The sequence below is a fragment of the Microtetraspora sp. NBRC 13810 genome, assembly GCF_030268685.1.
Taxonomy (GTDB): domain Bacteria; phylum Actinomycetota; class Actinomycetes; order Streptosporangiales; family Streptosporangiaceae; genus BSRQ01.
The window spans coordinates 25,903-52,821 of the sequence record NZ_BSRQ01000019.1 but is presented as its reverse complement, the minus strand read 5'-3'; the positions used below and the strand labels follow the sequence as shown (position 1 = coordinate 52,821).

28 protein-coding genes are annotated in these 26,919 nt (G+C 71.9%); 14 read left to right on the top strand and 14 right to left on the bottom strand.

Translation table 11 applies throughout. The annotated features are described in order from the left end of the window. Nucleotides 1-157 precede the first annotated feature (157 nt). From QSK26_RS30725 to QSK26_RS30705, 5 genes are read left to right on the top strand one after another with little or no spacing between them, the layout of a single operon-like run. The gene (locus QSK26_RS30725; protein WP_285778787.1) at nucleotides 158-1,678 is read left to right on the top strand and encodes a UbiD family decarboxylase; all 1,521 of its coding nucleotides are present in this window, start codon (nucleotides 158-160) and stop codon (nucleotides 1,676-1,678) included. Beyond that, nucleotides 1,675-2,712, top strand: coding sequence for an ABC transporter substrate-binding protein (locus QSK26_RS30720; RefSeq protein WP_285778786.1), 1,038 nt, complete (start codon nucleotides 1,675-1,677; stop codon nucleotides 2,710-2,712). Before QSK26_RS30725 ends, QSK26_RS30720 begins: the two co-directional genes overlap by 4 nt. After that, the gene (locus QSK26_RS30715) at nucleotides 2,709-3,551 is read left to right on the top strand and encodes an ABC transporter ATP-binding protein (RefSeq protein ID WP_285778785.1); all 843 of its coding nucleotides are present in this window, start codon (nucleotides 2,709-2,711) and stop codon (nucleotides 3,549-3,551) included. The genes QSK26_RS30720 and QSK26_RS30715 overlap by 4 nt, the downstream gene beginning before the upstream one ends. Next, nucleotides 3,548-4,390 (top strand): ABC transporter permease, encoded by an 843-nt coding sequence (locus QSK26_RS30710; RefSeq protein ID WP_285778784.1) that lies wholly within the window; start codon nucleotides 3,548-3,550, stop codon nucleotides 4,388-4,390. The genes QSK26_RS30715 and QSK26_RS30710 overlap by 4 nt, the downstream gene beginning before the upstream one ends. Continuing rightward, on the top strand, nucleotides 4,357-5,067 hold the full coding sequence (locus QSK26_RS30705) for a UbiX family flavin prenyltransferase (RefSeq protein WP_285778783.1): 711 nt from the start codon (nucleotides 4,357-4,359) through the stop codon (nucleotides 5,065-5,067). The genes QSK26_RS30710 and QSK26_RS30705 overlap by 34 nt, the downstream gene beginning before the upstream one ends. Here QSK26_RS30705 and QSK26_RS30700 read toward each other — a convergent pair. From QSK26_RS30700 to QSK26_RS30690, 3 genes are read right to left on the bottom strand one after another with little or no spacing between them, the layout of a single operon-like run. After that, entirely contained in the window at nucleotides 4,998-5,699 is a 702-nt protein-coding gene (locus QSK26_RS30700; protein ID WP_285778782.1) for a maleylpyruvate isomerase family mycothiol-dependent enzyme, read from the bottom strand. The genes QSK26_RS30705 and QSK26_RS30700 overlap by 70 nt on opposite strands. Further along, entirely contained in the window at nucleotides 5,696-6,523 is an 828-nt protein-coding gene (locus QSK26_RS30695; protein ID WP_285778781.1) for a fumarylacetoacetate hydrolase family protein, read from the bottom strand. Before QSK26_RS30695 ends, QSK26_RS30700 begins: the two co-directional genes overlap by 4 nt. Before the next feature lie 9 nt (nucleotides 6,524-6,532). Further along, nucleotides 6,533-7,603: a cupin domain-containing protein gene (locus tag QSK26_RS30690; RefSeq protein WP_285778780.1), complete on the bottom strand. Its 1,071-nt coding sequence runs from the start codon at nucleotides 7,601-7,603 to the stop codon at nucleotides 6,533-6,535. Nucleotides 7,604-7,715: 112 nt separating this feature from the next. Between QSK26_RS30690 and QSK26_RS30685 the strand changes: the two genes are divergently transcribed. Beyond that, a complete protein-coding gene (locus QSK26_RS30685) occupies nucleotides 7,716-8,471 on the top strand; it encodes an IclR family transcriptional regulator (protein ID WP_285778779.1) in 756 nt (251 codons plus the stop codon). 212 nt (nucleotides 8,472-8,683) lie between these two features. Next, nucleotides 8,684-9,316 (top strand): LysE family transporter, encoded by a 633-nt coding sequence (locus QSK26_RS30680; protein ID WP_285778778.1) that lies wholly within the window; start codon nucleotides 8,684-8,686, stop codon nucleotides 9,314-9,316. Between the two features lie 37 nt (nucleotides 9,317-9,353). Here the strand turns inward: QSK26_RS30680 and QSK26_RS30675 are convergent, their stop codons facing one another. Continuing rightward, nucleotides 9,354-12,344: an FAD-binding and (Fe-S)-binding domain-containing protein gene (locus QSK26_RS30675; RefSeq protein ID WP_352244428.1), complete on the bottom strand. Its 2,991-nt coding sequence runs from the start codon at nucleotides 12,342-12,344 to the stop codon at nucleotides 9,354-9,356. A 354-nt stretch (nucleotides 12,345-12,698) separates the two neighbouring features. Here QSK26_RS30675 and QSK26_RS30670 point away from each other — a divergent pair, with 354 nt between their 5' ends. After that, nucleotides 12,699-13,781, top strand: a complete 1,083-nt coding sequence (locus QSK26_RS30670) for a PP2C family protein-serine/threonine phosphatase (protein WP_285778777.1) — start codon at nucleotides 12,699-12,701, stop codon at nucleotides 13,779-13,781. Nucleotides 13,782-13,868: 87 nt separating this feature from the next. Here QSK26_RS30670 and QSK26_RS30665 read toward each other — a convergent pair whose 3' ends face one another. From QSK26_RS30665 to QSK26_RS30655, 3 genes are all read right to left on the bottom strand, one after another. Beyond that, the gene (locus tag QSK26_RS30665) at nucleotides 13,869-15,257 is read right to left on the bottom strand and encodes a HAMP domain-containing sensor histidine kinase (RefSeq protein WP_285778776.1); all 1,389 of its coding nucleotides are present in this window, start codon (nucleotides 15,255-15,257) and stop codon (nucleotides 13,869-13,871) included. A gap of 264 nt (nucleotides 15,258-15,521) precedes the next feature. Then, on the bottom strand, nucleotides 15,522-15,902 hold the full coding sequence (locus tag QSK26_RS30660) for a hypothetical protein (protein WP_285778775.1): 381 nt from the start codon (nucleotides 15,900-15,902) through the stop codon (nucleotides 15,522-15,524). A 58-nt stretch (nucleotides 15,903-15,960) separates the two neighbouring features. After that, nucleotides 15,961-16,356, bottom strand: coding sequence for a hypothetical protein (locus tag QSK26_RS30655; protein WP_285778774.1), 396 nt, complete (start codon nucleotides 16,354-16,356; stop codon nucleotides 15,961-15,963). 398 nt (nucleotides 16,357-16,754) lie between these two features. Between QSK26_RS30655 and QSK26_RS30650 the strand changes: the two genes are divergently transcribed. Continuing rightward, nucleotides 16,755-16,964, top strand: coding sequence for a hypothetical protein (locus QSK26_RS30650; protein WP_285778773.1), 210 nt, complete (start codon nucleotides 16,755-16,757; stop codon nucleotides 16,962-16,964). Nucleotides 16,965-17,083: 119 nt separating this feature from the next. Next, the gene (locus QSK26_RS30645) at nucleotides 17,084-17,716 is read left to right on the top strand and encodes a hypothetical protein (protein WP_285778772.1); all 633 of its coding nucleotides are present in this window, start codon (nucleotides 17,084-17,086) and stop codon (nucleotides 17,714-17,716) included. Nucleotides 17,717-17,741: 25 nt separating this feature from the next. Here the strand turns inward: QSK26_RS30645 and QSK26_RS30640 are convergent, their stop codons facing one another. Then, the gene (locus QSK26_RS30640) at nucleotides 17,742-18,560 is read right to left on the bottom strand and encodes an MBL fold metallo-hydrolase (RefSeq protein WP_285778771.1); all 819 of its coding nucleotides are present in this window, start codon (nucleotides 18,558-18,560) and stop codon (nucleotides 17,742-17,744) included. A 69-nt stretch (nucleotides 18,561-18,629) separates the two neighbouring features. On the opposite strand from QSK26_RS30640, the gene QSK26_RS30635 reads away from it, so the two are divergent. Continuing rightward, nucleotides 18,630-19,259 carry a TetR/AcrR family transcriptional regulator gene (locus tag QSK26_RS30635; RefSeq protein WP_285778770.1) on the top strand — a complete coding sequence of 210 codons (630 nt, stop codon included), beginning with the start codon at nucleotides 18,630-18,632 and terminating at the stop codon, nucleotides 19,257-19,259. Here QSK26_RS30635 and QSK26_RS30630 read toward each other — a convergent pair. The 5 genes from QSK26_RS30630 to QSK26_RS30610 all read right to left on the bottom strand — a co-directional run bounded on the left by QSK26_RS30630 (nucleotide 19,256) and on the right by QSK26_RS30610 (nucleotide 23,495). Then, entirely contained in the window at nucleotides 19,256-19,957 is a 702-nt protein-coding gene (locus QSK26_RS30630) for a hypothetical protein (RefSeq protein WP_285778769.1), read from the bottom strand. The genes QSK26_RS30635 and QSK26_RS30630 overlap by 4 nt on opposite strands. Continuing rightward, a complete protein-coding gene (locus QSK26_RS30625) occupies nucleotides 19,954-20,292 on the bottom strand; it encodes a PadR family transcriptional regulator (RefSeq protein WP_285778768.1) in 339 nt (112 codons plus the stop codon). The genes QSK26_RS30630 and QSK26_RS30625 overlap by 4 nt, the downstream gene beginning before the upstream one ends. A 4-nt stretch (nucleotides 20,293-20,296) precedes the next feature. Beyond that, the gene (locus tag QSK26_RS30620; RefSeq protein WP_285778767.1) at nucleotides 20,297-21,022 is read right to left on the bottom strand and encodes a CPBP family intramembrane glutamic endopeptidase; all 726 of its coding nucleotides are present in this window, start codon (nucleotides 21,020-21,022) and stop codon (nucleotides 20,297-20,299) included. Between the two features lie 408 nt (nucleotides 21,023-21,430). After that, complete coding sequence (locus tag QSK26_RS30615) at nucleotides 21,431-22,930, bottom strand: DHA2 family efflux MFS transporter permease subunit (RefSeq protein WP_285778766.1); 1,500 nt, start codon at nucleotides 22,928-22,930, stop codon at nucleotides 21,431-21,433. A gap of 205 nt (nucleotides 22,931-23,135) precedes the next feature. After that, a complete protein-coding gene (locus QSK26_RS30610; protein WP_285778765.1) occupies nucleotides 23,136-23,495 on the bottom strand; it encodes a YybH family protein in 360 nt (119 codons plus the stop codon). A 93-nt stretch (nucleotides 23,496-23,588) separates the two neighbouring features. Between QSK26_RS30610 and QSK26_RS30605 the strand changes: the two genes are divergently transcribed. Both QSK26_RS30605 and QSK26_RS30600 read left to right on the top strand, forming a co-directional pair. Next, a complete protein-coding gene (locus QSK26_RS30605) occupies nucleotides 23,589-24,491 on the top strand; it encodes a LysR family transcriptional regulator (RefSeq protein ID WP_285778764.1) in 903 nt (300 codons plus the stop codon). Nucleotides 24,492-24,527: 36 nt separating this feature from the next. After that, complete coding sequence (locus tag QSK26_RS30600; protein ID WP_285778763.1) at nucleotides 24,528-25,559, top strand: NAD(P)H-dependent flavin oxidoreductase; 1,032 nt, start codon at nucleotides 24,528-24,530, stop codon at nucleotides 25,557-25,559. Nucleotides 25,560-25,587: 28 nt separating this feature from the next. Here QSK26_RS30600 and QSK26_RS30595 read toward each other — a convergent pair whose 3' ends face one another. Continuing rightward, nucleotides 25,588-26,394, bottom strand: coding sequence for an SAM-dependent methyltransferase (locus tag QSK26_RS30595; RefSeq protein WP_285778762.1), 807 nt, complete (start codon nucleotides 26,392-26,394; stop codon nucleotides 25,588-25,590). A gap of 208 nt (nucleotides 26,395-26,602) precedes the next feature. On the opposite strand from QSK26_RS30595, the gene QSK26_RS30590 reads away from it, so the two are divergent. Then, nucleotides 26,603-26,875, top strand: coding sequence for a GlsB/YeaQ/YmgE family stress response membrane protein (locus tag QSK26_RS30590; protein WP_285778761.1), 273 nt, complete (start codon nucleotides 26,603-26,605; stop codon nucleotides 26,873-26,875). Nucleotides 26,876-26,919 lie beyond the last annotated feature (44 nt).

Sequence of the window (26,919 nt, the reverse complement as noted above, 5' to 3'; positions counted from 1 at the left end):
TGTTCCGGTATGCAGAATCTGTGGCGGTTAGATTCCCTTTTGTGAAAACGGGCCGTAACTTCTGGCAACGAACGAGCTGCTCCCGGCTCTGCGCCACGAAACGGATATATGCCATGATTCTTCACGAATACGGTCACGCCGCGGTACGCTCGCGCGGGTGGTGCCGGGGCACGGCACGATGAGCTACAACGCGTACGACCGCCCCCATGCCGACCTGCGCGAACTGATCGAACGCATCGACCGGTCCGGGCAGCTCGTACGGCTCGGCGGCGTGGACCCGCACCTGGAGCTGGGCACCCTGATCGAGCTGGTCGCCCACCGGGGCGGCGAGGGCGGCCCGGCCGTCCTCTTCGACGACCTCGTGGGCGCCCGGCCCGGCCACCGCGCCTTCTCCGGCGCGACCAACTCGGCCGAGCGGCTGGCGCTCACCCTCGGCCTGCCCCGGCCGAAGCATCCGCTCGACGTCGTGCGCGCCTACCGCGACCGGATGAAGACGCACCGGCCGATCCCCTCGGTGACCGTGGACGACGGCCCCGTGCTGGAGAACGTGCTGCGCGACGACGAGGTGGACGTGACCGCCCTCGTCGCCCCCTTCCTGCACGAACGCGACGGCGGCCGGTACATCGGCACCGACGACCTGGTCATCATGCGCGACCCCGACGACGGCTGGGTGAACGTCGGCACCTACCGCAGCCAGGTGCACGGCCCGGACCGGGTGGGCCTGTGGATCTCCCCCGGCAAGCAGGGCAGGCAGATCAGGGACAAGTACTTCGCCCGCGGCGAACCCTGCCCGGTGCTCATCTCGGTCGGCCACGACCCGCTGCTGTTCCTGGCCTCCGGCAACGAGCTGCGTTACGGCCTGTCGGAGTACGACTACGCGGGCGGCCACCGCGGCGAGCCGTTCGAGGTGGTGAACTCCGAGCTGCACGGGCTGCCCATGCCGGCACGGGCCGAGCTGGTGCTCGAAGGCGAGATGTACCCGGGCGAGGTCGCCCCCGAGGGACCCTTCGGCGAGTTCACCGGCTACTACGCCGGAGGACGCTCCGACCAGCCCGTGGTGCGGGTCCGCCGGATCTACCACCGGGACGACCCGATCGTCACGGTCGCCTCCCCGATCAGGCCCCCGTCCAACTTCTCCTACAGCAAGTGCGTGATGAAGTCCGGGATGATCTGGGACGAGGTGGAGCGGGCCGGGCTCGCCGGCGTCCAGGGAGTGTGGTGCCACGAGGCGGGCGCCGCCCGGCTGTTCAACGTCATCTCCGTCAAGCAGGCGTACGACGGGCACGCCAAGCAGGCCGGGCTGCTGGCCGCCTCCTGCCAGTCGGGCTCCTACCTGGGCCGCTTCGTGGTCGTGGTGGACGACGACATCGACCCGACGAACACCTTCGACGTGCTCTGGGCGATGTCCACCCGGTGCGACCCGGCCGAGGACATCGAGATCATCCGCCGGGCGTGGAGCGGGCCGCTGGACCCGCGCATCCCGCACGGGCAGACGCACAACTCGCGCGCCGTCATCTCGGCGGTCCGCCCCTACCACCGCCTCGCCGAGTTCCCGCCGGTCGCCGAGGCCAGTCCCGAGCTGCGCGACCAGGTCGCCCGCAAGTTCGCCGACGTGCTGGCCACGATCGGGACCCCCACCCCTCACCCGTCGGTTCGCACTCCGGAGGATGCACTTTGAGCAGGTCCCGTATCGCCGCCCTCGCCGCGGTGACCGCCACCATGGTCCTCGGCCTCGCCGCGTGCGGCGGCGGCGACACCTCCGCCACGGCGGGCGGCGCCGACACCATCACCTACGGCATCTACGAGCCCGGCGCCGACTCCGGCTACCTGCTGATGGGCCAGGAGAAGAACTTCTGGGCCAAGCACAAGGTCAACGTGAAGGTCGTGCAGTTCAAAAGCGCCCAGCAGGCGTTCCCCGCGCTGCTCGCCGGTCAGGTCGACGTCGTGCAGGGCAACCCCAGCGAGGCGCTGCTCGCCTCGCAGAAGGGAGCGAAGCTGAAGTTCGTCGGCTCCACCATGCCGGGTCAGAACTATGCGCTCTATGCCAAGCCCGACGTCCCGGCCATGTCCGCCCTCGCCGGCGCCACGCTCGGCATCTCCACCCCGACCGGGCTCCCCGCGGTGGTCGCCAAGGCCATGATGCTCCAGTCCTCCGTGGACCCGGCCTCGGTGAAGCTGGTCAACGCGGGCGGCTCGCCGGACCGGTACAAGGCGGTCGTCTCGGGCCAGATCCAGGTGGCCTCCGCGCCGCTGGACTACACCGTGCAGGCCGAGAAGGACGGCATCAAGCTGCTCGGCCGGGCCAAGGACGTGGTGCCCGACTTCCCCAGGTACGCGCTGATCACCAGGGACGAGGTGCTCCAGTCGAAGGGCGCCGCGGTCACCGGTCTCATCGCCGGCCTCGTCGAGGGCATCCGCTACGCCGACGCGCACCAGGACGAGGCGACGGCCCTCGCCGCGAAGACCCTCAAGGTGCCGGCCACCGACCCGATGATCGCCGCCACCTACAAGGAGTTCCACGACGGCGGCTACCTCGCCATGAACGGCGAGATCCCGGTCAGGCAGATCAAGTACCTCGCCGACCTCCAGGTGAAGCTGGGCATCACCAAGACGGCGGTCCCGGTGGACCCGCTGGTGGACGACAGCTACCGGCAGAAGGCCGTCGCCGCGATCGGCGAGGTCCCCTCGACCTACTACGGAGACGCCCGATGACCACCACGGCGCCCGGCCACTCCGCGGCCGACGCCCGGCCGGCGGACCTCGCCGTCGAGGTGCGGCAGGTGTCCAAGGTGTTCGGCGACGACAGGGGCCACCGGGTCCAGGCGCTGAAGGACGTCTCCTTCCAGGTGCGCCGCTCGGAGATCGTCGCGCTGACCGGCCGCAGCGGTTGCGGCAAGACCACGCTGCTGCGGATCATCATGGGCCTGGAGCATCCCAGCTCCGGCACCGTGGTGGTGGACGGCGACGTGGTGCACGGTCCCGGCCTGAACCGGGGCATCGTCTTCCAGAACGCCGAACTCCTGCCGTGGCGTACCGCGCTCGGCAACGTCGAGTTCGGCCTGGAGGCCCGCGGCGTGCCGAAGGAGGAGCGGCGCGCCGCGGCCGAGGGCGCCATCGAGCTGGTCGGACTGGGGCACGCGGCGCACCGCAGGCCGCACGAGCTGTCCGGCGGCATGCGCCAGCGGGTCGGCATCGCCCGCGCGCTGGCCATCGACCCGGCCGTGCTGCTGATGGACGAGCCGTTCTCCGCGCTGGACGCGCAGACCAGGGAGAACATGCAGGGCGAGCTGCTGGAGATCCACGCCAGGACCGGCAAGACCATCATCTTCGTCAGCCACGACATCGACGAGTCCGTCCTGCTCGCCGACCGCGTGGTCACCCTGGTGCCCGACCCCGGCCGGGTGCACGCCGAGCTGGACACGGCCTTCGGCCGGGGAGGCTCCCTGGACGACCGCCGCACCTCGGCGGAGTTCGCCCGGCGGCGGCACGAACTGCTCCAGCTCGTGCACGGCCGGCAGATCCAACCGCAGGAGGATGGGAAGTCAGCATGACAGCCTTGGCGGAACAGACCGCGCCGGTCGCCGACGACGAGACCGCCCTGTCCAGGAAGATCCGCACGCAGCGGCGCAGCGGGCGCGACCGCCTCGTGACGGCGGGCGGCGTCGTCGTGCTGCTGATCATCTGGGAGGTCGCCGCACGCCAGGTCAACCCGATCCTGGCCGCTCCGCCCAGCGCGGTCTTCACCGCGCTGGTCGGCATGATCTCGGACGGCAGCATGCCGCAGGCGGTGTGGGAGAGCGCCCAGCCGTTCCTGGTCGGTTACCTGCTCGCCATCGTCGTGGGCATCCCGGTGGGCCTGCTCGTCGGCAGGTTCCGGGTGGTGGAGGCGGCCATCGGCTGGCTGGTCATCGCCGGGTACGCGATGCCGATGATCGCGCTCACCCCGGTGTTCATGCTCTGGTTCGGGCTCGGTTTCGCGGTGAAGACGGCGATGGTGATGACCATGACGGTCTTCGCGATCGCCATCAACACCTGGAACGGCGTGCAGAACGTGCCGCGCACCACGATCGAGGTCGGCACCGCGTTCTGCGCCTCCCAGCCGCGCATCCTGTGGCAGATCGTGATCCCCTCCGTCATCCCGTCGATCATGACCGGGTTGCGGATCGGCATCGGCAAGGCCGTCGTCGGCATCGTCATCGCGGAGTTCTTCACCGCGCTCGGCGGCATCGGCGGGGTCATCGTGGACGCCGGGCACAGCTTCCAGCCGGACAGGATGTTCGCCGCGGTCGTCGTGCTCATGCTCGCCGCCGTCGCCCTCACCGGGCTGATCGGTCTCGTCGAACGGTGGATCGCGCCGTGGAACCGGTCGATCACCGGGAGCGGCCGGTGAACACGCCGATCGCCGGAGCGCCGCGCCGGGTCGTCGTCGGGGTCTCCGGCGCGACCGGCACGGCGCTGGCCGTACGGACGTTGCAACTGCTCGGCGCGGCGGGGGTGGAGCGGCACCTGGTGGTCAGCCCGGCGGCGCGGCGCACCGCCGCCTACGAGATGCCGGACGCCCGGCTGGAGCGGGACGCGGAGGTGGTGCACAGCTTCCGGGACATCGGGGCCTCCATCGCGTCCGGGTCCTACCCGGTGGACGCGATGATCGTGATCCCGTGCAGTGTGAAGACGCTGGGCGCGATCGCCGCGGGAGTGTCGGAGAACCTGCTGGTGCGCGCCGCCGACGTCACCCTCAAGGAACGGCGGCGGCTCGTGCTCTGCGTGCGCGAGACGCCGCTGCACCTCGGGCACCTGCGGGCGATGGTCACCGCGACCGAGATCGGCGCGATCATCGCGCCGCCGATGCCGGCGTTCTACTCGATGCCGGAGTCGCTCGACGACGTGGTGGACCACATCGTGGCCCGCGCGCTGTCACTGATCGGCGTGCACGTGCCGGGAGCGCCGCCGTGGCAGGGCGAACCCGCCTCGGCGGCGCGTACGGCACGCGACGGCGCTCAGAGCCAGGCGGGCAGTGCCGGTCCCGCCGGCTCCAGCCTGCCCGAGAGCGGCCGGCCGAGCAGGTAGGCCGCCAGGTCGGGGAGGGCGCCCGCCACCTGCACCGCGGAGTCACCGGTGCCGACCTCCCAGCGGCCGGGCCCGCCCGTCGCCACCAGCGACACCCGGGGCGTGTCCGGCGTCGTGGAGAACTTCGCCGCGGCGTCGGCGAGCAGCCCCTCCAGCACCCCCTGGGGAATGTCGTGGAAACCGGCGCCCGCGGCCAGGTCCGCGCTGTGCACCCACACCTCGCGGGTGCGCATCCACGGCACCTGGGACGCGGGCACGGTGCGGCCCTGGGCGGTCCGCACCTGCCGTTCCCAGGCGTCGGCGGGCATGCCGGCGAGGTTCGCGCCGAGCCGGGCGTTCGCGGTGATCAGCTTCTCGCGCAGCTCGCCGGGCGGCAGCGCCGCGCCCTTCTCGATGTCCTCCGCGCGCTGCTCCGGCGAGGAGTACATCGGCGTCGGCACGCCGGTGCGCGCCCAGTCCAGCAGGTTGACCAGCGCGTCCGCGTTGTACGCGACGTGCGCGACGACATGGCTGCGACGCCAGCCCGGCAGCGCCGAGGGCGCCTCCAGGCCGGCGTCGTCCATCCCCGCGACCGTCCGTTCGAAGAGGGCGGTGCCCTCGTTCACCCAGGCGATCAGTGAGGCGACGGTCATGCCTTCTCCTTGTGACAGACGTTGCGGCACTCGCCGAGTCCGGCGATCCGGGTGGTGAGCACGGAGCCGTCGGCGAGGTACCGGGGAGGCTTGCGGGCGTGCCCGACCCCGCCCGGCGTGCCGGTGGCGATCACGTCACCGGGTACCAGCGTAATGATCCTGGAGATGTAGGAGACGAGTTCGGCCGGTTCGAAGACCAGGTCGGCGATGTCCGCGGTCTGCACGGTCTCGCCGTCCACCTCGCAGCGCAGCTCGCCGCTCTCCGCGGTGGCCTCGTCGGAGGTGACCAGCCACGGGCCGATCGGCGTGGTGGCCTCGAACGTCTTGCCCTGGAGCCACTGGAGGGTGCGGTACTGCCAGTCCCGCGCGGTGACGTCGTTGAGCACCGAGTAGCCGGCGATCGCGGCCCGCGCCTCCTCGGGGCTCGCGTCGCGCACCGGGGCGCCGATCACCACGGCCAGCTCGGCCTCCCAGTCCATCGCCTCGGAGGCGGCCGGGAGCACGATGTCGTCGTAGGCGCCGACCAGCGAGCGGCTGAACTTCGCGAACAGCGTCGGCACGTCCGGCAGCGTGCGGCCCATCTCCAGGATGTGGTTGCGGTAGTTGAGCCCGGCGCAGAAGATCTTCTCCGGCGCGAGCACGACGGGGGCGTAGTCCAGCCCGTCCAGCGGGTGCGCCGGGCCGTCGGCCGTGGCCGCGGTGGTCCGCCAGCCGGGCCTGCGCAGCACCTCGACCAGGTCGGAGGCGCCGAGTTCGACGGCCGCGTCGTCGTCTACGCGTACCGCGCGGGTCGTGCCGTCCACGCGGATGGTGGCGAGTTTCATCCCGTACTCCTACTTGCCGTTCGCCTGCCGCGCCAGCCGGGTGAAGCCGAGCGCGTCGTACACGGGCTCGTCGCTGAACCGGAAGAGGTCCACCTGTGACGTCGCCTCAAGGAAGAACTCACACCATGACGGCACGACGAACAAGTCGCCCTTGTCCACCGTGAAGCGCTCGCCGTTCAGCGAGACGGCGGCGGTGCCGTCGAACACCTGCCAGACGGCCGAGCCGACGATCCTGCGCGGCTCGGTGCGCGCGCCCGCGCGCAGCCGGTGGAACTCGGTGCGCATGGTGACCAGCGCGTCCCCGCCGGTGGTCGGGTTCGTGTAGCGCACGCCGGCGTGCCCGGGGCCGAGCGTCGTCGGGTGCCCCTCGTCGGCGAGTTCGAGCTGCGCGGTCAGCGCCGCGTCGGTGTGCGCCCAGCGGTAGGCCATCAGCGGCGAGCTGGGCTGGTCGGCCGCGCCGATCGGCCGCAGCCCCGGATGGCCCCACAGCCGCTCGTTGCGCGAACGCTCCGGCGTCTCGGTCACCGTCAGCTTGTCCGGCCCGAACTCGAAGAAGCTCGCGTCGAGCTGGTGCACGAGCGGGATGTCCAGCCCGTCGATCCAGGCCATCGGCTGGTCGGAGGTGTTCTGGTGCTCGTGGAACGCCCAGCTCGGAGTGAGCAGCAGGTCGCCCCTGCGCATCGCGACCGGGTCGCCCTCGACGTTGGTCCAGACGCCCTCCCCGTCGATGACGAACCGGAACGCGGTCTGCGTGTGGTGGTGCGAGGGCGCGATCTCCCGCGGGCCGAGGTACTGGATGGCCGCCCACAGCGTGGGACTCGCGTACGGCAGGCCGGGCAGGCCCGGGTTGGCCAGGGCGATGGCCCGGCGCTCGCCGCCGCGTCCCACCGGCACGAGGTCGCCCGACCGCCGCGCGAGCGGGTAGAGGTCGGACCAGCGCCACACGTACGGCACGGCGGCGGGCTGCGGGGTGAACGGCATCAGATCGTCGCGCGCGGTCCACAGGGGGATGAGGTTGGCGGCGCCGAAGTCTCGGTACAGCTCGTCGAGCGCGGCCTGATCCTGCTCGATCGTGGTCATGGAATCTCCCATCGAACCCATCGGTGCAGCCGGCCGGGGCATGCCCGTACCGGCGATTCGACGGTACCCACGCCGATCTCTCCGTGGAACTTGTGGCTGTTAAGATTCCAGGATGCAGAATCCCCCGACCTACCCGCTCAAGGCGGTGGAGAACGCGCTGGTCGCCTTGAAGTTCCTCCAGGAGCGTGGCGAGATCCGGGTGGCCGACGTGGCCGACCATCTGGGGGTGGCCAGGTCGACCGCGCACCGGGTGCTGGCGATGCTCGTCTTCCACGGCTTCGCGATCCAGGACGCCCGCCGGGTCTACCGGCCGGGGCCCGCGCTGCGCTCCTTCCACGAGGCCGGGATGGCCCCGCCCGACCTGGTCACGGCGGCCCACCCGCACCTGCGGGAGCTCAACCGGGAGGTCGGGGAGACCGTGCACCTGATGGTGCTCCAGGGCAACGGCGTCCGGTTCGTGGACGGGGTGGAGGGGCCGCAGACGCTGCACGTGGGCAGCAGGATCGGGATGCTGCTGCCCGCGCACGCCACCTCAGGCGGCAAGGCGCTGCTCGCCGAGCTGCCCGACGAGGAGCTGCGCGCGCTCTACCCGCGCGGGGTGTCCACCGGCGCGGCGGCGATCGGCGACCTCGCCGCGCTGCGCCGCGAGCTGGACGGCGTCCGCCGCCGTGGTTACGCGGTCAACAGCGAGGAGAGCGAGCGCGGGGTCCGCGCGGTGGGCGTCTGCGTGCGCGACGCCGCCGGGCGCGCGGTCGCCGCCGCCGCGGTCGCCGTGCCCGGCGTCCGCTGGCCCAAGCGCCGCCTCGCCGAGCTGGCCGCCCCCCTCCTCGTCTCCGCCGCCCGCATCACCACCGCCCTCACCGCCTGACGCACCACCCGCCCGCCGCCACCCCGCCTGACCACCACCCCGCCCGTCCGCATGGAGCGCTCCCATAAATTGGTTGCCCCGATTCGTCGTCATGGGCAGGATCTGCGCATGACCTCGATCATCAACACTCTGTCACCCGCCTCCACCACCGTTCACGTGGTGCGGGTGCGACAGCAGGGTGGCCGACGACGGGAGCCGATCGACCCGCGACCGTGATCGCGGCCCTGGTCGCGGGGCTCGTCGCCGGCTATGGCATCGCCATGCCGATGGGAGCGGTCGCGACGTACCTCATGGCCCTCACGGCCCGGACGTCTCTGCTGATCGGTGCGTGTGCCGCGCTGGGCGTGGCCACCGCCGACGGACTCTACGCACTGGTCGCCGCACTCGGCGGCTCGGCGCTGGCCCCGGTGATCCAGCCGTTCACGGTTCCGCTGCGCTGGGCGTCGGTGGCCGTGCTCGTCGCGCTGGCGGTCCGGGGAGCGGTCACCGCGCTGCGGCGCTACCGCGAGCAGCAGGAGTCAGGCACCTCACGCGAGACCCCGATCGGCCCCACCCGCGCCTACCTGACCCTCCTCGGCATCACGATCATGAACCCGACCACGGTGATCTACTTCGCGGCGCTGGTGCTCGCGAACCAGGCCACCGCGACGGCGCCCGGCCACCTGGAACAGGCCGTGTTCGTGCTCGCCGCCTTCGTCGCCTCCGCGAGCTGGCAGCTCCTGCTGGCCGGCGGCGGCGCACTGCTCGGCCGGGCTCTGAGCGGCGCACGGGCCCGGCTCCTCACCGCGATGGCGTCCAGCGCCCTGATCATCGCGCTGGCCGTCGGCCTGCTGATGGACGGGTGAGGTGACCCGGAGGAGGATCCCGCGCCGGACCCTCCTCCTACCGCTGGTGCAACGTCGAGAGCCGGCCGGGCGGGCGGGTGAGGCGTTGCTCGGGATAGAAGCCGAAGGCGGTGTCCCGCTGTGCCGCGGCGAGGATCTCGGCGAGGTGCACCGCCTGGCGGCCGACGCCGGAGTGCTGGATCTGGGTCCGGCAGCTGAAGCCGTCCGCCATGATCAGCGTGCTCGGGTCGGCGCCCCGGACGGCCGGCAGCAGCTCGTGCTCCGCGCAGGCCATCGACACCTTCAGATGCCCGGCCGAGAAGCCGAAGTCGCCGGCCAGCCCGCAGCAGCCGCCGACCGCGTCCAGCCGGACCCCGGCGCGGGCCAGCAGTTCCCGGTCGGCGTCGTAGCCGAGGATCGCGTGCTGGTGGCAGTGCGGCTGGGAGACCGCCGACCGGTCGATCATCGGCGGGGACCACCCGTCGGTGGCGTTGAGCAGCTCGGCGAGGGTGCGGGTCTGCTCGGCCAGCCTGGCGACGTTCCGGTCGTTGGGGAACAGCTCGGGGGCGTCGCCGCGGAAGACGGCGGTGCAGCTCGGCTCCAGGCCGACGATCGGCGTGCCCTGGCGCAGCAGCGGGGCCAGGGTGCGCAGGGTGCGGCGCAGCACCCGCCTGGCGATGCCGAGCTGGCCGGTGGAGATCCAGGTCAGCCCGCAGCACAGGGTGCGCGGCGGGACGAGCACGCGGTATCCGGCCGCCTCCAGCACGGCCACCGCCGCCTGCCCGACGTGCGGGTCGAGGTTGTCGGTGAAGGTGTCCGGCCACAGCACCACCGGCCCGCGCTCCCCGCCGCCCCGCGGTCCGCGCACCCGGTACCAGTCGGAGAACCGCACGGTCGCGAAGTACGGCATCGGCCTGGCCCGCTCGATGCCGCCCAGCCGTTTGAGCAGCCCGGTCAGGCCGGGGGCGTGGGTGATCGCGTTCACCGTGCGCGGGGCGAGCACGGCGAGCCTGGCCCACAGCGGCAGCCAGCCCATCGTGTAGTGCGCGGCCGGCCGCGGCCTGCCCGCGTAGTGGTGGGACAGGAACTCCGCCTTGTAGGTGGCCATGTCCACCCCCATCGGGCAGTCGTGTTTGCACCCTTTGCAGGCCAGGCACAGGTCGAGCGCGTCGTTGACCTCCTCCGACGCCCAGCCGCCGGTCACCGCGGAGTCGGCGTGGCCGTTCAGCATCTCGAAGAGCAGCCGCGCCCGGCCCCGGGTGGAGTGCTCCTCCTCGCCGGTCGCCCGGTAGGACGGGCACATCACCCCGCCGCTGTGGCTGCGGCACATGCCGACGCCGACGCAGCGCATGACGGCCCGCTGGAAGCTGCCCTCGTCGCCGGGGTAGCCGAACTCGGCAGGCGGGTTCGCCGGACTCCAGGCCGCGCCCAGCCGCAGGTTCTCGTCCGACCGGTACGGCGTGACCACCTTGCCGGGATTCATCTGGTCGTCGGGATCGAAGACCGCCTTGACCTCCTCGAACGCCCTGACGACCTCCGGCCCGAACATCCTCGGCAGGAACTCGCCGCGGGCCTGCCCGTCGCCGTGCTCGCCGGACAGCGACCCGCCGTAGCCGGTCACCAGGTCGGACGCCTCGCCCAGGAAGGAGCGGTAGGCGGCGATCCCGTCGGCGGTGACCAGGTCGAACGGGATCCTCGTGTGCACGCAGCCCTGCCCGAAGTGGCCGTAGAGGGCGGCGTCCGCGTAGCCGTACCGCTCGAAGAGGTTGCGCAGGTCGCGCAGGTAGTCGCCGAGGCGTTCCGGCGGGACCGCGGAGTCCTCCCAGCCCTCCCAGGTCTCGGGCATGCCGGGCACCCGGGCGGTGGCGCCGAGCCCTCCCTCACGCAGGTCCCACAGCTCCTTCTCCGTCTTCGTGTCGTCGAAGAACGCGATGTGCGGCTCGTGCTCGGTGCCCGCCAGGGCCTCGATCAGCGCGTGACCCCGCTCGTCGGCCCGCTCCTGGGAGTCGGCGCCGAAGGAGACCATGAGCCAGCCGCCGCCCTCGGGGAGCCGGCGCAGGGCGGCGGGGTGCATGCCCTGGCGCCGCTCGTAGCCGATCAGCTTGTCGTCCACGCCTTCGAGCTGGAGCGGGTCGTGCCCGGTGATGCGGGTGACGGCGTCGCCCGCCTGGGCGATGTCGTGGTAGCCGAGGATGACCAGGCTCTCCGCCTTCGGCACCGGCACCAGGGACAGCTCGGCGCGCAGCACGGTGACCAGCGTGCCCTCGGAGCCGACCAGGGCGCGGGCGAGGTGGAAGGGGCCGCCGGGCAGCAGTTCGTCGAGGTTGTAGCCGGACACCCGGCGCGGGATGCCGGGGTAGCGGCGGCGGATCTCATCGGCGTGCCGTTCGATGATCGCGCGCAGCTCGCGGTAGATCTCGGCCCGCCGCCCGCCCTCGGCGAGGATCGCGGTGAACTCCTCCTCGCCGGTGTCGCCCACCCACATCCGCTCGCCGTCGTAGGTGAGGATCTCCAGCCGGCGGATGTTGTCGGCCGTCTTGCCGAACGCCTGGGCGGTCGAGCCGCACGAATTGTTGCCGATCATCCCGCCGAGCGTGCACTGGGCGTGCGTCGAGGGGCGGGGGCCGAACATCAGGCCGGTGGACGCCAGCTTCCTGTTGAGCACGTCCAGCACGATCCCCGGTTCCACGACGCAGGTCCGCGCGCCGACGTCCACCGACACCAGCCGGTCGCAGTACTTCGACCAGTCGATCACCACGGCCGTGTTGCAGGTCTGCCCGGCCAGGCTGGTCCCGCCGCCACGGGAGGTGATCGGCGCCTGGTGGGCGCGGCACACGGCGACCGCCCGCACGGCGGCCTCGACGGTGCGCGGCACCACGACCCCGAGCGGCACCTGCCGGAAGTTCGACCCGTCGGTGGAGTACGCACCCCGGCTGCCCGGGTCGAACCGGACCTCGCCGTCCACCTGCTCGGCCAGGTCCCGCTCAAGGTCGCGCATTCGCACGTACGGCCGGCGCGGCCGGGCGGTCACGGGCGCGGGAACGGACACACCGGTCAACGCGATCACCATCCCAACTTCGGAGACCTCGTCCTGAGGCGACGACATGGCGGTGATGTGTCCGCATGCCCGGTACCAGGGCGGCAAACACCTGCCCGGGAACCTTTGCCCGCTTCCGTGACGGATATCGGCCTTGACGGAGGTGGGTCAGAAAACGGTAAACGGCTGGCCGGAGTTGGGTGCGGGCAGGGGGCTTTACTGGGTTTTCATGAAAAAAGACGCCACACTGTCCGGAAGGGGGTGATTGTCCTGACCATCCACCTTCGAGTGGGCGGGGGAACGCGACACCACGGGGGGCCGGTCCGGAGGCGTTCCCGATACGCGCTGGCCGCGATCCCGGTGGCGATGATCCTGATCATCATGGTGGGCGATCTCCTCGCTCCCGCGGACACCCACCTCGGCCCGCTGCTCATCGTGGCCCCCGCGATCACGGCGTCGTTCGCCGGTCCGCGCCTCACGGCCGCGCTCGGCGGCGCCGCGATGGTCTGCCACGTGCTGCTCAGCGTGCACGACCGCGCGCTCGGCACCGAACGCGTGCAGACCGAGATCATCGCGGTGGTCGCGGTCTCCATTTTGGTGGTGGTCTACTGCCTGGCCCGCGACCGGCAGCGCAAACAGCTCGTGCAGATCAGGTCGGTCTCCGAGGTCGCGCAGAGCGTGCTCATGCGGCCCATCCCCCAGCGCAGCGGCCCGCTGTCCATGGCCTCGCTGTACCTCGCCGCCCAGGCCGAAGCCAAGATCGGCGGCGACCTGTACGGCGCCGCCCGCACCGCCGCCGGGACCCGGCTGATCATCGGCGACGTGCGCGGCAAGGGCCTGGGCGCCATCTCCGACGCCGCGCTGCTGCTCGGCGCCTTCCGCGAGACGGCCCGCAGGCAACCCGAACTGCCCGCCCTGGTCTCCGACCTGGAGGAAAGCCTCCGCTCGGAGATGGAGGAGTTCCCGGACGCCGACCTGGAGGCCGGGGAGGCGTTCGTCACCGCCGTGGTGCTCGACATCCCCGACGACGTGCCGGTCCTCAGTCTGATCAACTGTGGTCATCCGCCGCCGCTGCTCATCCGGGCGGGCGACGTCATCGAGCTGTGCGCCGCCCAGCCCGCCCCGCCGCTGGGACTCGGCGAGCTCACCCGGCCGCACTACACGGTCCAGACGTTCGCCTTCGAGCAGGAGGACGTCCTGCTGCTCTACACCGACGGCGTCGTCGAGGCCCGCGACGGCGACGGGACGTTCTACCCGCTGACCGAACGGCTCGCCCAGTGGGCGCAGGACGGGCCGCAGGGCCTGCTCGGCCACGTGCACGACGACCTGCTCCGGCACATCGGCAGCTTCCCCGACGACGACGCCGCCCTGGTCGCCGTCCAGCGCGGCGACGGCGGCACGGCCCGGTCGTACCTCTCGGCGACGACCGCCCGCGGCGCACTCCACTGACCCGCACCGGCCACGCCACGCCACGCCACGCCACGCCACGCCACGCCACGCCGTGCCGTGCTGTGCCCGGGAGCGGATCCGGGTGGGCTAGATCGCCTCGGGTTCGAGTGGCGGCTCCGGCGCCTGGAGGGGGAGCCGCAGGACGAAGCAGGCGCCCTTCGGGGAGTCCTCGATGGTGAGGGTGCCGTCGTGCGCGTGCACGACGGCACGGCAGATGGCCAGGCCCAGGCCGCTGCCGCCGGGGTCGCGGCGGCGGCCCTCGTTCAGACGGACGAAGGGCTCGAAGATCCGCTCGCGGTCCTCCGGCGCGATGCCGTGGCCGTCGTCGGACACCGTCACGACGGCCTGCCCGTCCTCGGCCCGGACGGTGACCGCCACGCCGGTCTCGGCGTGCCGCTGGGCGTTGACCAGGAGGTTGTTCAGCACGCCGATCAACTGGATCCGGTTGCCGAGCACCCGGACCTCGCTGTCGGCCAGCGTGTGCACCAGCGGGCCCGAGACCCGGGCCGCGGACTCCTCCTTGGCCAGGGCGGCGAGGTCGATCGACTCGGGGGCGGCCGGCGCGGCCGTGCGCACCCGGGCGAAGGCCAGCACCTCATCGATGATCGCCTGGAGTCGCTCGGTGGTGGACAGCGCGGCCTGGAAGGTCTGCTGGGGGTCCACGTCGCCGGGGTAGAGCAGCGCCTCCTCCAGTTGCGCGTGCAGCCCGGCGACCGGCGAGCGCAGCTCGTGCGAGACGACGGAGGCGAAGTGGCGTTGCTGCTGCACCGCCTCCTCCAGCCGGGCCAGCGTCTGGTTGGAGGTGCGGGCGAGCTGGGCGATCTCGTCCTGGCCGGGGGGCTCCGGCACCCGCTGGCTCAGGTCGCTGACCGAGATCTCGGCCGTCTTGGCCCGGATGGCCGCCACCGGTCGCAGCGTGCGGCCCACCACCCACCAGGTGGCCCACGCGGACAGCGCGGCGGCCAGCAGCGCGCCCGTGGCGGTGAGGATCTCCAGGCGGTGCCGGGTGAACATGGGCGGCTGCGGCAGCGCGGCGTAGACGAAGTGCGGCTCGCCCTGCCACAGCACCTGGGTCTCCACGGGAGGGACCCGGACGGCCGTGTAGAAGAGGCACCGTCCCCCGGCGGCGCAGGTGGTGCCGTAGTGGAACCGGTCGGTGGCCGACGGGCGCACCGAGCTGATCGGCGGCAGACCGGCGGCGGCGGGGTTGGCCGCGATCACCCGGCCTCGTGAGTCGACGGCCTGGATGAGCTGTCCGCCGGTGGCGGGGGTGGCCTGCGGCGTGCTGCCGGGGCGCAGGGTGCCGGCCCAGTCGGTGGCGGCGCGCTCGGTCCGCCGGTAGAGCTGGTCCTCGGCCTTGGTCACGATCGCAAAGTCCATGACGGTACCTATCGCCACGAAGACGATGAGCGCCAGCACACCTGCGGCGAGGGTGAAACGCGCGCGGATCGACCGCGGGCGAAGATGAAGTGACACCGACTGCCTCCCAAGGTGGCTCCTGGTCCCGGTTTGCCCACCTCCTTGACTCCTGTCAAAGTCAAAACAACGATTAAAGGCAACCTATTGCACGCTTGGCTGCCGAGAATAGGTGATTTAGGTCACTGGTTGACCTGGGCTTGACCATTCTTGTACCAGGCTTTTGATTTGACCCGCGAGATTGTATGGAGTCGTGGCGGTCGCCACGGTTTTCATGTGACCGCGTTTTTGGGAAGGCCGCGAAGCCGGGCGTTAAAGCCCGCGTCATCGGCAGCCGCGTTTGGCCGCCCGCTTCCGGATGACGACGCACTGGGAACCGTTGGCGAAGTTGCCGCTGCCGACCTTGGTGTTGTTGCTGTGCGTGCTGCCGGTGATGTTCGAGTAGTTGCCGCTGTTGACCGGCCTGCCGGTGCCCCGGTAGTTGCTGCTGTTCTTCAGGTTCCCGCTGTCGCGCGGGCCGTCGCCGACCGGCAGTGCCGGCATGGCGACGGCGGCGGTGGCACCGGGGTCGTGCCGCGTGGCGACGGCGGCGTCCACGTGCCGGGCGGCCCGTGCGGTGCCCGCGGCGGCCGGTGCCGCGACCGCGATCGGCGCGCAGATCCACGCGCTCATGACCAGCGCGGTCGCCCGTGTCAGACTCCGCACCGTCCATGCGACTGTCCAGGTCATTTCCCACGCTCCCCTGCGCTCGCGGAATTCCCGCTCACCTGTCCACGGTGTAGTGCTGCGGTCCGTTGGCCATGTTGTCGGCGTTGGCGGAGTTGTTGCTGTGCGTGGAGCCGTTGACGTTCGAGAAGTTGCCGCTGTTGATCGGGGCGCCGCTGTTGTGGAAATTCCCGCTGTTCGAGGAGTTTCCACTGTTCTCCGGGCCGTTGACGCATTTGGTGGGCGAGTCGGTCACCGGTGACCGGTAATTGATCAGGCGGTTGCCGCAGAAAACGGCCGGAAGCGTCCTGAGCACCGTGCCGAGATCGGCGCCGACGAGCGCGGCGAGCTGGGAGTCCTCCCTGGGCGGGTCGGCGGAGGCCGGGCCGGACCAGCAGAGCAGAGCCCCCCATCCCACCACGGCCACCAGGGCGGTCCGCACCGACGCTCTCATTCCAGCCTCCAGTTCCGGCGTACCGTTCAGCGTAACAGCGGGTGTCTTGACGAACGCAAAGGGTAATTGACGTCACCCTTCCGTATCCCGTGCCGCCGCCCACGATTTCGCCAAGGGTTCGCCGGAATACGGCTCACCCGGCCGGACGGAGGGGCCGGTGAAAGGGGTCCGGCGGCGGGGTGGCGAAACTCGCCGGTCGGCGCGTGTGCGGAGCGTGACATCGTGACCGCTTGTCGTTACTTTGAGGGCTGATCGTGGTTGTGGGCCCGCAACCACGGCGCAGAGCCCGCGGAGCCCGGCCGTCGCCGTTCCGCGAGGCGTCACCCGGTTACGCGGTGCACACAGGTTGATCACCGCAGAAAAGAGGTTGTGTCATGACCGTTCGACGGCGTCTTGGTGTGGCGTCCGCCGTTGCGGCCTTCGCGATGCTGGGGATGGGCCTGACGGCCGCCGCCACGCATGCCGACGCATTCGTGGACGCGTTCGTGGACTCCTACGAGTGCATGTACGGTGGCGGATACGTTGGCCTGGCCAACACCGTGTACGGGGACAGTTACCTGTACTGCGACGGTGGCCTCTGGGACGGGGAATTCGTCACCAACTTCTGAGGCCGAGAGAGGCCGAGAGTGACCGGCCGGCCTGAAGAATCGGCCTGCCCTTGAGCCGGGGGAATTCAGCTGTTCTCCGGCAGGCGGTGGAGGTCCACGGTCTAGCCTGTCGTCATGCAGTGCAGCCCGAGCCGGCCGGCCCGTTCGCGACCGTGGCCGCGTTCATGAGCGATCCGCGGTCGCCGTCGGAGACCGACGCGGCCCGGCAGCTCGCCCGGCACGCCAAGGCGGCCTTGCTGCACCTGGGGTGCCTGGCGAAGCTGGCTGCGGCGGCGGGGCTCGACCCGGCCGCCGATGATCGGGCGGCCGGACCTCACGCGCTGATCCGCACCGTCCGGGGCCTCGCCGCCGACCTCGACGTGTGGGCCACCGGCCACGCCTACGCCCGCGGCGCCGGCGAGGAGACCCTCGCCCGCACCGAGCGCTGGTGTCACACGCCCGGCGGCGTGCTTCCCGCCGGTCCGCCCGGCCTGCCCCGGCTCGCGGTCCGCCCGCCCGGTTCGTGCTCGATGCCGTGGGGCGTCTGCCCGGAGCACGGCAACACCCTGGTCACGGCCGCCGGTCTGTGCCGGTGCGGGGACTCCTCCTGCGGGCGCACCTGGACCTACGACCGCGACTCCGCACCGTGCGCGGAGCCCGCGCGGTGGCGGCTGACCGACGCCGTGGGAGAGAGCGCCGACCTGTGCGACGGCCACGCCCTGGACGCCTGCAACCAGGTGACCGGCGCCCGGGTCCGCCCGATCACCGCCTGACGGGGGCGCACGCCCGTAGGAGCGGTCACGCGTGGCGCCGGAACTCCCACGGATCGTGTGCGGAGAAGACCGCCACCTCGTCACCGTGGTCGCGGAGCAGTTCGCGGAGCCGGGCCTGGTTGCCCATCCGCAGCGGGCGGTCGATCTCGGCGAGCGCCTGCAGCGTGTCCAGCGGAGCCACGGACCAGCGGGCCTCGGGGGCGATCTGGCCCTGGTAGTAGTAGGCGTCGCCGGCGTGCAGCAGCCAGCGCCCGCCGTCTCGCACGGCCACCGCGCAGTGGCCCTCGGTGTGGCCGGCGAGCGGGATGAGCAGGATCTCCGGCGGCAGGCCGGTCAGCTCGATGGCGTCGAACCCGAACCAGGAGTTGCCCGTCTGCGTCGTGTAGGTGGCCCAGTGCGGCCGGTGCGCCCAGTGGGCCGGCCGGTAGCGGAATACGTGCTCGGGGTGGTGGCTGGTGGCGGCCATGGCCGCGCGGTGCTCGGCGTCGTGCAGGTGCACGGTGGCGTGCGGGAAGTCCGGCAGGCCGCCGCTGTGGTCGAGGTCGAGGTGGGTGAGCACGATGTGCCGTACGTCCTCGGGCGCGTACCCGAGGCGCTCGATCTGGCGCACCGCGGTCTCCCCGACGTCCAGCACGGCCTCCGTGCGCTCCAGGAACGTACGGCCGAGCGACTCCTCGCGGCGTTCCACGTCTCCGGTGCCGAAGCCGGTCTCGACCAGGACGAGCCCGGCCGAATCGGTCTCCACGAGCAGGCAGTGGTTCAGCGCCCTGGCCGGACGCAGGCCGGAGGCTTCGCCGGGATCGAGTTCGCGCATGGTGCCGCAGTTGAGATGGTGGACCTTCATGACGTGCCCCTTTTGGCTAACGAACGGTCGTAAGTTAATAGCGAACGGTCGGTAGATTAAGCTGTCGGCATGAGCCCGCGCAAGTCCGCCCTGGAGGCGGTCGCCACCCGCACCCGGATCATCGGCCGCGCCCTGGAGGTCGCCTCCGCCGACGGGCTCGAAGGGCTCACCATCGGCCGGCTCGCCGCCGACCTCGGCATGAGCAAGGCCGGCGTGATCGGTCACTTCGGGACGAAGGAGGCGTTGCAGCTCGCCGTGCTCGACGCCGCCGTGGAGCGGTTCCGGCTGCGGGTGCCCGCCCGGGTCGTCGGCGCGGAACCGGGGACCGAGCGGCTCGGGCGGGCGTTCGGCGAGTGGCTCGACTTCATGATGGAGGGCGAGGGGCACGGCGGATGCTTCCTGACCTCGGCGGCCAGCGAGTTCGACGGCCGCCCCGGTCCGGTCCGCGACGCCGTGATCGCCGCGCTGACGAGCTGGTCCGAGTACGTCACGGCCGAGCTGGCCATCGCCGCGCGCAACGGCACGCTCCCCCCGGACACCGACGTGGACCAGCTCGCCTTCGAACTGAACGGCGTCGTCCTCGCCGCCGAGCAGGCCATCCAGCTCTACCGCGACCCTCGGGCCCCCGCCCGCGCCCGCGCCGCCATCACCCGCCTCCTCCGAGGGGTGACACCGCCAGGCGCGGAGCGGGCCGGCTAGTGGTCGCGGCGGCGGGAGAGGAGCCAGAGGGCGACGATGACGGCGGTCGCGCCGACCACCGCGCCGACGGTGAAACCGGTGGCTTCGCTTCCGGAGGTCCGGGCGGCGCCGACCACCGCGAGCACGCAGGCGACCAGCAGCAGGACGGCCAGCAGGTAGAAACGTCTGCTGAAGAACAGCTGGCGGCCCGCCGCCGGAGGCGGGGAGTCGATGGCGGCCGCCGGTCCCACGCTGGCCGCCCTGGGCCGCTTGAAATACTCGTAGTGGAACCAGGTGCCGCACGGCTCCCAGCCGTCGGGGGCCAGTCGCTCGGTCAGGGAGCGCCCGCGCGCGAGGACGACCTCCCGCCGGTATTCCCAGCGCTGGGCCCGCTCCGGGTCGCGGTGGCTGACGAACCGGCCCAGCCGGTCGACCTTCTCCACCTCCCAGCCCTGGTCGCCGAACTCGTTGAGCCGCTGCTCGTCGGCGAAGATGTCGGCGGTCCACACCCACGTGCCCTCGGCCGGGCCACCGGTCTCCGGCTCCGGCTCGGGGCCGAGCTGCGCGGCGAACTCGGCGACCGGGCCGAACTCCTCCTCGGGGTCGGCCCCGCTCTCCTGCGCGTAGGCGGTCAGGTCGTCGACGGTGGCGGTGATCCGGTGGTCCGGGACTCCCCGGTCGCGCAGCAGCCTGGCGAGCGTGTCGAAGTAGTCGCTCATCCGGCCCTCCCCTTGGTGAGCACGGCCCGCACCGACTCGTCGAAGGCGAGCCAGCGGGACGCCTGATCGGCCAGCGTCTCCCGGCCGAGGTCGGTCAGGCGGTAGTAACGCCGGCCGGGACCGCGCTCGGTGACCCGGAACTCGGTCGCCAGCAGGCCCGCCTCCTCCAGCCGGTTGAGCACCGGGTAGAGGGTGCCGCCCTTGATCTGGCCCAGCCCGGCGTCCGCGAGCGTCTTGGAGATCTCGTAGCCGTAGCTCTCGCCCTCGGTCAGGCTGGCGAGCACCAGCAGGTCGAGGACACCTTTGAGCCAGCTCGCGCGTCGGTCGGCCGCCATGGACTCATCCTCGCACAGTAGCGATGCCATCTACGTCGCCAGGCAGCTTAGCCGGGGGCCGCTTGGCGGGGAGGAACAGGAAGGAGCGGACGTCGATCAGGACGTGCAGCACGATGGGCAGGACCAGGCTGCCGGTGCGCAGGTAGAGCAGGGTCAGGCCGAGACCCGCCAGGGTCACCACGGCCATGCCCTTCGAGCCCTGGTAGAGGTGCCCCGCGACGAAGATCGCCAGGGCCAGCCCCGCCGCGACGGGCAGCGGCAGCCCGAACACGTGCACGCCCAGGCCGATGAGCAGCCCCCGGTACACGATCTCCTCGGTGACCCCCGCCGTGACGGACATCCCCATGGCGAACCAGCGCTCGGCCGGGGTCCGCGGCATGATCGCCTGGAACGCGGTCGTGCCTGCCACGTCCCGCTGGGATCTGCGCAGCAGCAGGACGATCAGCACGGCGGCCACCGCGGCCCCGACCAGCATTCCGGCCAGGGTGGGCAGGTCGGCGCCGGGCACCAGCCCGATCCGCGCGAGGTCAAGCTCCGGCGACAACCCCACGATCACCAGAGCCAGCCCGGCCAGCGCCCACAACTCGGCCATCCACCACCCGACCAGCCGTTCGTACGTCCGCGGCGTGTCACGCTCCCGCGCGAGCCGGTTGTACGACCGTTTGCCCAGCCAGGGGGAGCCGGCGGCGAGATAGGCGATCAGCAGCACTGAGAGTGCGAGGGGGATCATCGTCCACTTCCTTCCATGTGGTGCGATCTAAAGCGTAAAGCGACCTAGTTAGGAATGCAACCTATCTAGGTATAGCTTCACATCCGCCCCCGCACCGACACGCCGAGGCCCGCGCGATCCTCCGTGAAAGGGGGGAGGGGGCATGGGTGCCAGGGCGCGGGCCCCGCCGTGGTCCGCTCCGCCGTGGTCCGCTCCGCGCCGTGCACCGGCGGGAGGAGGCGCGTGTCGCCTGTGACGCCTACCTCGCGGCCTGCCCGGCCCGCCGGCTTCTTGACCGGATCAGCGACAAATGGGTGAGCCTGCTGCTCAACGCGCCGGCCGACGGGCCGCGGCGGTACAGCGACCTGTCCAGGAAGGTCGCCGGGGTCAGCCAGCCCGCGACGGATATGACCGCCGCGAGGCGGAGGTTCAGCGCTTCTGATCGCCGGCCATGGCGGCCGGCGTCTGCGACCAGTTCACCACCTTCGCCGGCTTGGCGAAGAAGGCGACGACCACCGCGCCGAGGACGGCGACCGCGGCGGGCAGCAGCATCGACTCGGCCATGGCGCTGGTGAATCCGGCGTGCAGCGCGGCGGGGAGCGAGCCGGTCAGGGTGAACTCCGACGCGTTCGCAGGCCCGGGGGAGGCCGGGAGCTCGGCGGTCAGCCGGGCCTGGATGAGCGCGGCGATGGAGGCGCTGCCGAGGACCGCGCCGATCTGCCGGGTGGTGTTGTAGACGCCGGCGCCGGCGCCCGCGAGCTGCGGGGGGAGGTTCCTCGTGGCGGTCGTGGAGATCGGCCCCCAGATGGCGGCGCTGGCCACGCCGAGCAGCGCGCCGGGCAGGGTGAGCAGCCAGATGCTCACGTCCGGCGTGAGCATGGCCGAGTACCAGCACAGCCCGGCGGCGAGCAGTACGAGGCCGGTCACCGCGATGTTGCGCGGGTTCACCCGGTCGATCAGCCTGCCGACGAGCGGCGAGCCCACCGCGAGCAGCACGGCCATCGGGACCAGAATGAGCGCCGACTGGGTGGGGGTCAGCCCGCGGACGAGCTGGAAGTAGAAGATCAGCGGCGTGGACATGCAGGTGACGGCGAAGCCGACGGTGGTGATCGCGCCGTTGGCGAGTGAGAAGTTGCGGTCCCGGAAGAGGCCGAGGGGGAGCAGCGGCTCGCCGCTGTTGACCTTCTGCCACACGACGAACGCGACCAGCACCACGATTCCGGCGACGATCAGGCTCGGCACCGAGACGATCCCGGTGATCGTGCCCCAGTCGTACTTCTCGCCCTCCTGGATGCCGAAGATGACGAGGAACATGCCGACCGCGCTCAGGAGCACACCGAGGACGTCGAAGCGATGCGGGTGCGTCTCCAGTCTCGGCACGAGCCGGGCCGCGAGCACGAAGGCGACGATGCCGACGGGGAGGTTGATGAAGAAGATCCACTCCCAGCCGAGCCCGTCGACGAGCAGCCCGCCGAGGATCGGGCCGACCAGGGTGGCGACCCCGGCGACCGACCCCCACAGTCCCATGGCCGCGCCCCGCTTGTCGGGCGGGAAGATGCGCGTGATCACGGCCATGGTCTGCGGTGTCATCAGGGCGGCGCCCAGGCCCTGGACCACCCGCTCGGCGATCAGCACGGTGATCGACCCGGAGAGCCCGCACCACACCGACGCCCCGGTGAAGATCACCAGGCCGGTGAGGTAGACGTTCTTCGGCCCGAACCGGTCGCCCAGCCGCCCGGTGATCAGCACCGGCACCGCATAGGCGAGCAGGTAGGCGCTCGTCACCCAGATGACCGAGTTGATGTCGGTCCTGAGTCCTTCGAGGATGGCCGGGTTGGCGACCGACACGATCGTCGTGTCGATCAGGATCATGAAGAACCCGATGACCAGCGCCCAGAGCGCCGGCCATGGCCTTATCGGTTGGTCCATGCGTAGTCCTTACGGTCGCGGCGACGCCGGGGAAAGGGGCACGCCGCGAGGCGTTCGCGCTTCAGTTGGCGGGTGGCCGATGCGGCGGGCCCCGGAGCGCGGCACCCGTGGGCATCGGCCGGGCCGGCGCCACCCGTTCCGCATGGCGCGCCGCACCTTATCGCCTATAGGGGAAACGTGCACAGATGTCCAGATGGCGAGCCGGTCACGGCTGGACGAACTCCGGCTGGTCGAGGACGCGCAGCCAGCTCCCGTCCGGCTGGCGGCGCACCACCTGGGCGCGGGCGCCGGTCCCGTCCTTCGGCGGGGTGGCGGTGAGCGCGAGATCGCCGCTGATCAGCGTGGGCAGCGGCTCCTCCGGCTCGAAGTGCGGCCGGTTCGCGAGCACCTTCTCCCACAGGGCGCGGATCGCCGCCCGGCCCACCGTCCGCCTGCCCGGCGGGTAGGCCAGGACGGCGTCCTCCTCGTAGAGCGCGGCGACGCCCTCCGCGTCGCCCGCGTTGGACCGCTCGACGAAGAGCCGGGTGAGGTCCTCGGGCTTCATGGCCTTCTCGTAGTCCGACATCGATGTCCCTTTCATCGGTTGACAGGAAAAGTCTTCCGGGCGGGCATTCAGAAGTCCAACAGATGGTTCTGCTGGTAACTAGAATCTGTGGTTATGGAACTCAGGCAGCTGGAGTACTTCGTCGCCGTCGCCGAGGAGGCCAACTTCACCCGGGCGGCCGAGCGGGTGCACATCAGCCAGTCCGGGGTCAGCGCCCAGCTCAGGCAGCTTGAGCGGGAGCTGGGCGCCGCGCTCATCGACCGCTCCGGCCGCACCGCCACGCTGACCACCGCTGGAGCCGCGGCGCTCGTGCACGCTCGCGCCGCGCTCGCCGCCGCCGACGCCGTACGGCAGGCGGTGGACGAGGTGAACGGGCTGGTGCGGGGGCGGCTCACGGTGGGCATGGTGATCGGCTGCACGATCACCCCGCTGTTCGACGCCCTCTCCGCCTTCCACCGGGCCCACCCCGGCATCGAGCTGTCCCTGGTCGAGGGCAACTCCGACCGGCTCGTCGAAGGGGTCCGCGCCGGCGCCCTCGACCTCGCCCTCATCGGCGCCGCCGACGGGCCGCCCGCCGGCCTGGGCGCGCTGCCGATCATCACCGAGCGGCTGGTCGCGGTCGTGCCGGAGGGCCATCCCCTGCTGGAGTCGCCGGTCACGACCCTGGCCGAGGTCGCCGCCCATCCGCTCGTGTGCATGCCGGAGGGCACCGGGGTCCGCACCGTCCTCGACCGGGCCTGCGCGGCCCTCGCCGTACGGCCGGCCATCGCGTTGCAGGCCAGCGCCGCGGACGCGGCGGCGGACCTCGCCCTGCGCGGCCTCGGCGTCGCGATCCTCAGCGAGTCCATGGCCGAGAGGTACGCCGACCGGCTGCGCGCCCTCGTCATCGACGACGTCGAGACGTCCGCCGTGCTCGCCCTCGTCTGGGCCGCCTCCCCGGGCCCCGCCCTGCGGGAGCTCGTCGTGCGCTGCCGGGAAGCCTTCCGGCCCGCCGGTGATCTCGTCCGCCTCGGCTGACAGAGTGCGACTTGGGACGCGTGGAAGGAGAGAACCATGGCGAGCGTGTGGGACCGGCTGCTGGACAGGGACATTCCGCTGATCGCCGCGCCGATGGCGGGCGCGACCACGCCGGCCCTGGTGTCGGCGGTGACCTCGGCGGGCGGGTTCGGGTTTCTGCCCGCGGGGATGAAGACCCCCGAGGCGCTGCGGTCGGAGATGGAGGGGCTGCGGGGGGCCGGGGTGGAGTTCGGGGTGAACGTCTTCGTGCCGAACCACGTGCCGGTCGATGAGGAGGAGTTCCGCAGGTACGCGCGGGAGCTGGCCGACGAGGGGCGGCCCTACGGGCTGGACCTCGCCGGCGCCCCGCTCGTCACCGACGACGACCACTGGCAGGACAAGATCGACCAGCTCCTGGAGACGCCGGTGCCGGTCGTCAGCTTCACCTTCGGCCTGCCGGGCGCGGCGGCGGTCGCCGCGCTGCGCCGGGCCGGGTCCCGGGTGCTGGTCACGGTGACCGGCGAGGCCGAGGCGGCGGCGGCCCGCGACCTGGGGGCCGACGGCTTCGTGGTGCAGGGCGGCGCGGCCGGCGGGCACAGCGCCACGCACACGCCCGACCGGCCGGCGCCGGCGGTCCCGCTGCCCGGCCTGGTCCGCAGGATCGTGCTGGAGACCGGGCTGCCGGTCATCGCGGGCGGCGGGGTGGCGGGCCCCGGCGACGTGCGCGACCTGGTCGCCGCCGGGGCGAGCGCCGTCATGGTGGGCACGCTGCTGCTGCGCACCGACGAGAGCGGGGCCGGCCGTACGCACCGGGACGCCCTCGTCGATCCCGCCTTCACCGAGACGGTGGTCACCCGCGCCTTCACCGGCCGTCCCGCGCGCAGCCTGCGCAACGGCTTCGTGGACCGGCACGACGCGGGCGCGCCGCACGGCTACCCGGCCGTGCACCACCTGACCCGCGAGCTACGCGCCGCCGCCGCGGCGGCCGGCGACGCCGACCGGCTCCACCTGTGGGCCGGCACCGGCCACCGCCACGCCCCGACCGGCCCCGCGTCCGCCGTCGTCGCCGCCCTGACGGCCCGCCTGTGAACCTCGGCGATCCGCTGCCCGCCGCGGGTCAGACGACCTCGCCCACGGCGGCGAGCAGGCCGGGCCGGGAGAAGTCGGGCTCGTCGCCGAAGACGATGTCGGGCCGCCAGGCCGGCGCGGGGACGATGCCCGGCGACAGCAGCCGCAGCCCGTCGAAGTAGCCGGTGAACTGCTCGACGTCACGCGGGATCAGCGTGCCGCTGGCCGTCATGCGGTAGGCGGCCTGACCGGCGTGGATCTGCTCGCGGGTCATGCTCCCCGCGTAGCCGTGCGACATGGCGAGATAGCTGCCGGGACGCAGTGGCTCGCGCAGCCGGGCGACGATGTCCGCGGCCTCGGCGTCGTCCGGGACGAAGTGCACGATGGCGAACATCAGCAGCGCCACCGGCCGGTCGAAGTCGATGTGCGCGCGCAGCTCGGGATGCTCCATGAGCGCCTTCGGCTGCCGCAGGTCGGCGTCCACCACGATCGTCTCGGGGTTGTCCGCGAGCAGCGCGCGGGCGTGGATGAGCACGATCGGGTCGTTGTCCATGTAGACGATCTTCGCGTCGGGAGCGGTCTCGTGCGCGACCTCGTGCACGTTCCGCTGGGTCGGCAACCCGGTCCCGATGTCCACGAACTGCCGGATGCCGAGGTCGGTCAGGGTGCGGACCGCCCGGATCAGGAACCGCCGGTTCTCCCTGGCGATCTCCCGGATGGTGGGCACGACCTTCATGAACTCCTCGGCGGCGGCCCGGTCGGAGGCGAAGTTGTCCTTGCCGCCGAGGTAGTAGTCGTACATCCGGGCGACGCTCGGGATGGTCGGGTCAATGCCCGTGGGTGCGCTCTCCGTCATCGCCTTTCCTCTCCCCGTTCCTTCCGGATTTTAGGCAAGAACCGCACCATAGATCACAGAACTCTCACATTCGCGTGCGGTAAGGTTCCTGGCCCCCGGAACCCATCGGCGGGGAACGCCACAGGTAGAGCGAGCGTTGACGGGTATGAGTGAGACTTACCGCCCGCGGCCGAGACGAGCCGGGGGCCGTCTCACGGGAGCGTGAGTCATGGAAGTCACCGGCATCTTCTCCGCACTGATCATCGGCATCGTCATCGGAGCGCTCGGCCGCCTGGTCCTCCCGGGCCGGCAGCACATCCCGATCTGGCTGACCGTCGTCATCGGCATCATCGCCGCGTTCATCGGCACCGGCATCGCCGCCGGGCTGGGGGTGGCCGAGACCCGGGGCATCGACTGGATCGAGCTGATCATCCAGGTGGTCCTGGCCGCCGCCGGCGTCGCGCTGGCCGCCGCGGCCTACCACCGCCGCCACGCCGGCTGACGCCGGACCGCGGACCGGCGCCCGCCCACGGGGCGGGCGCCGGG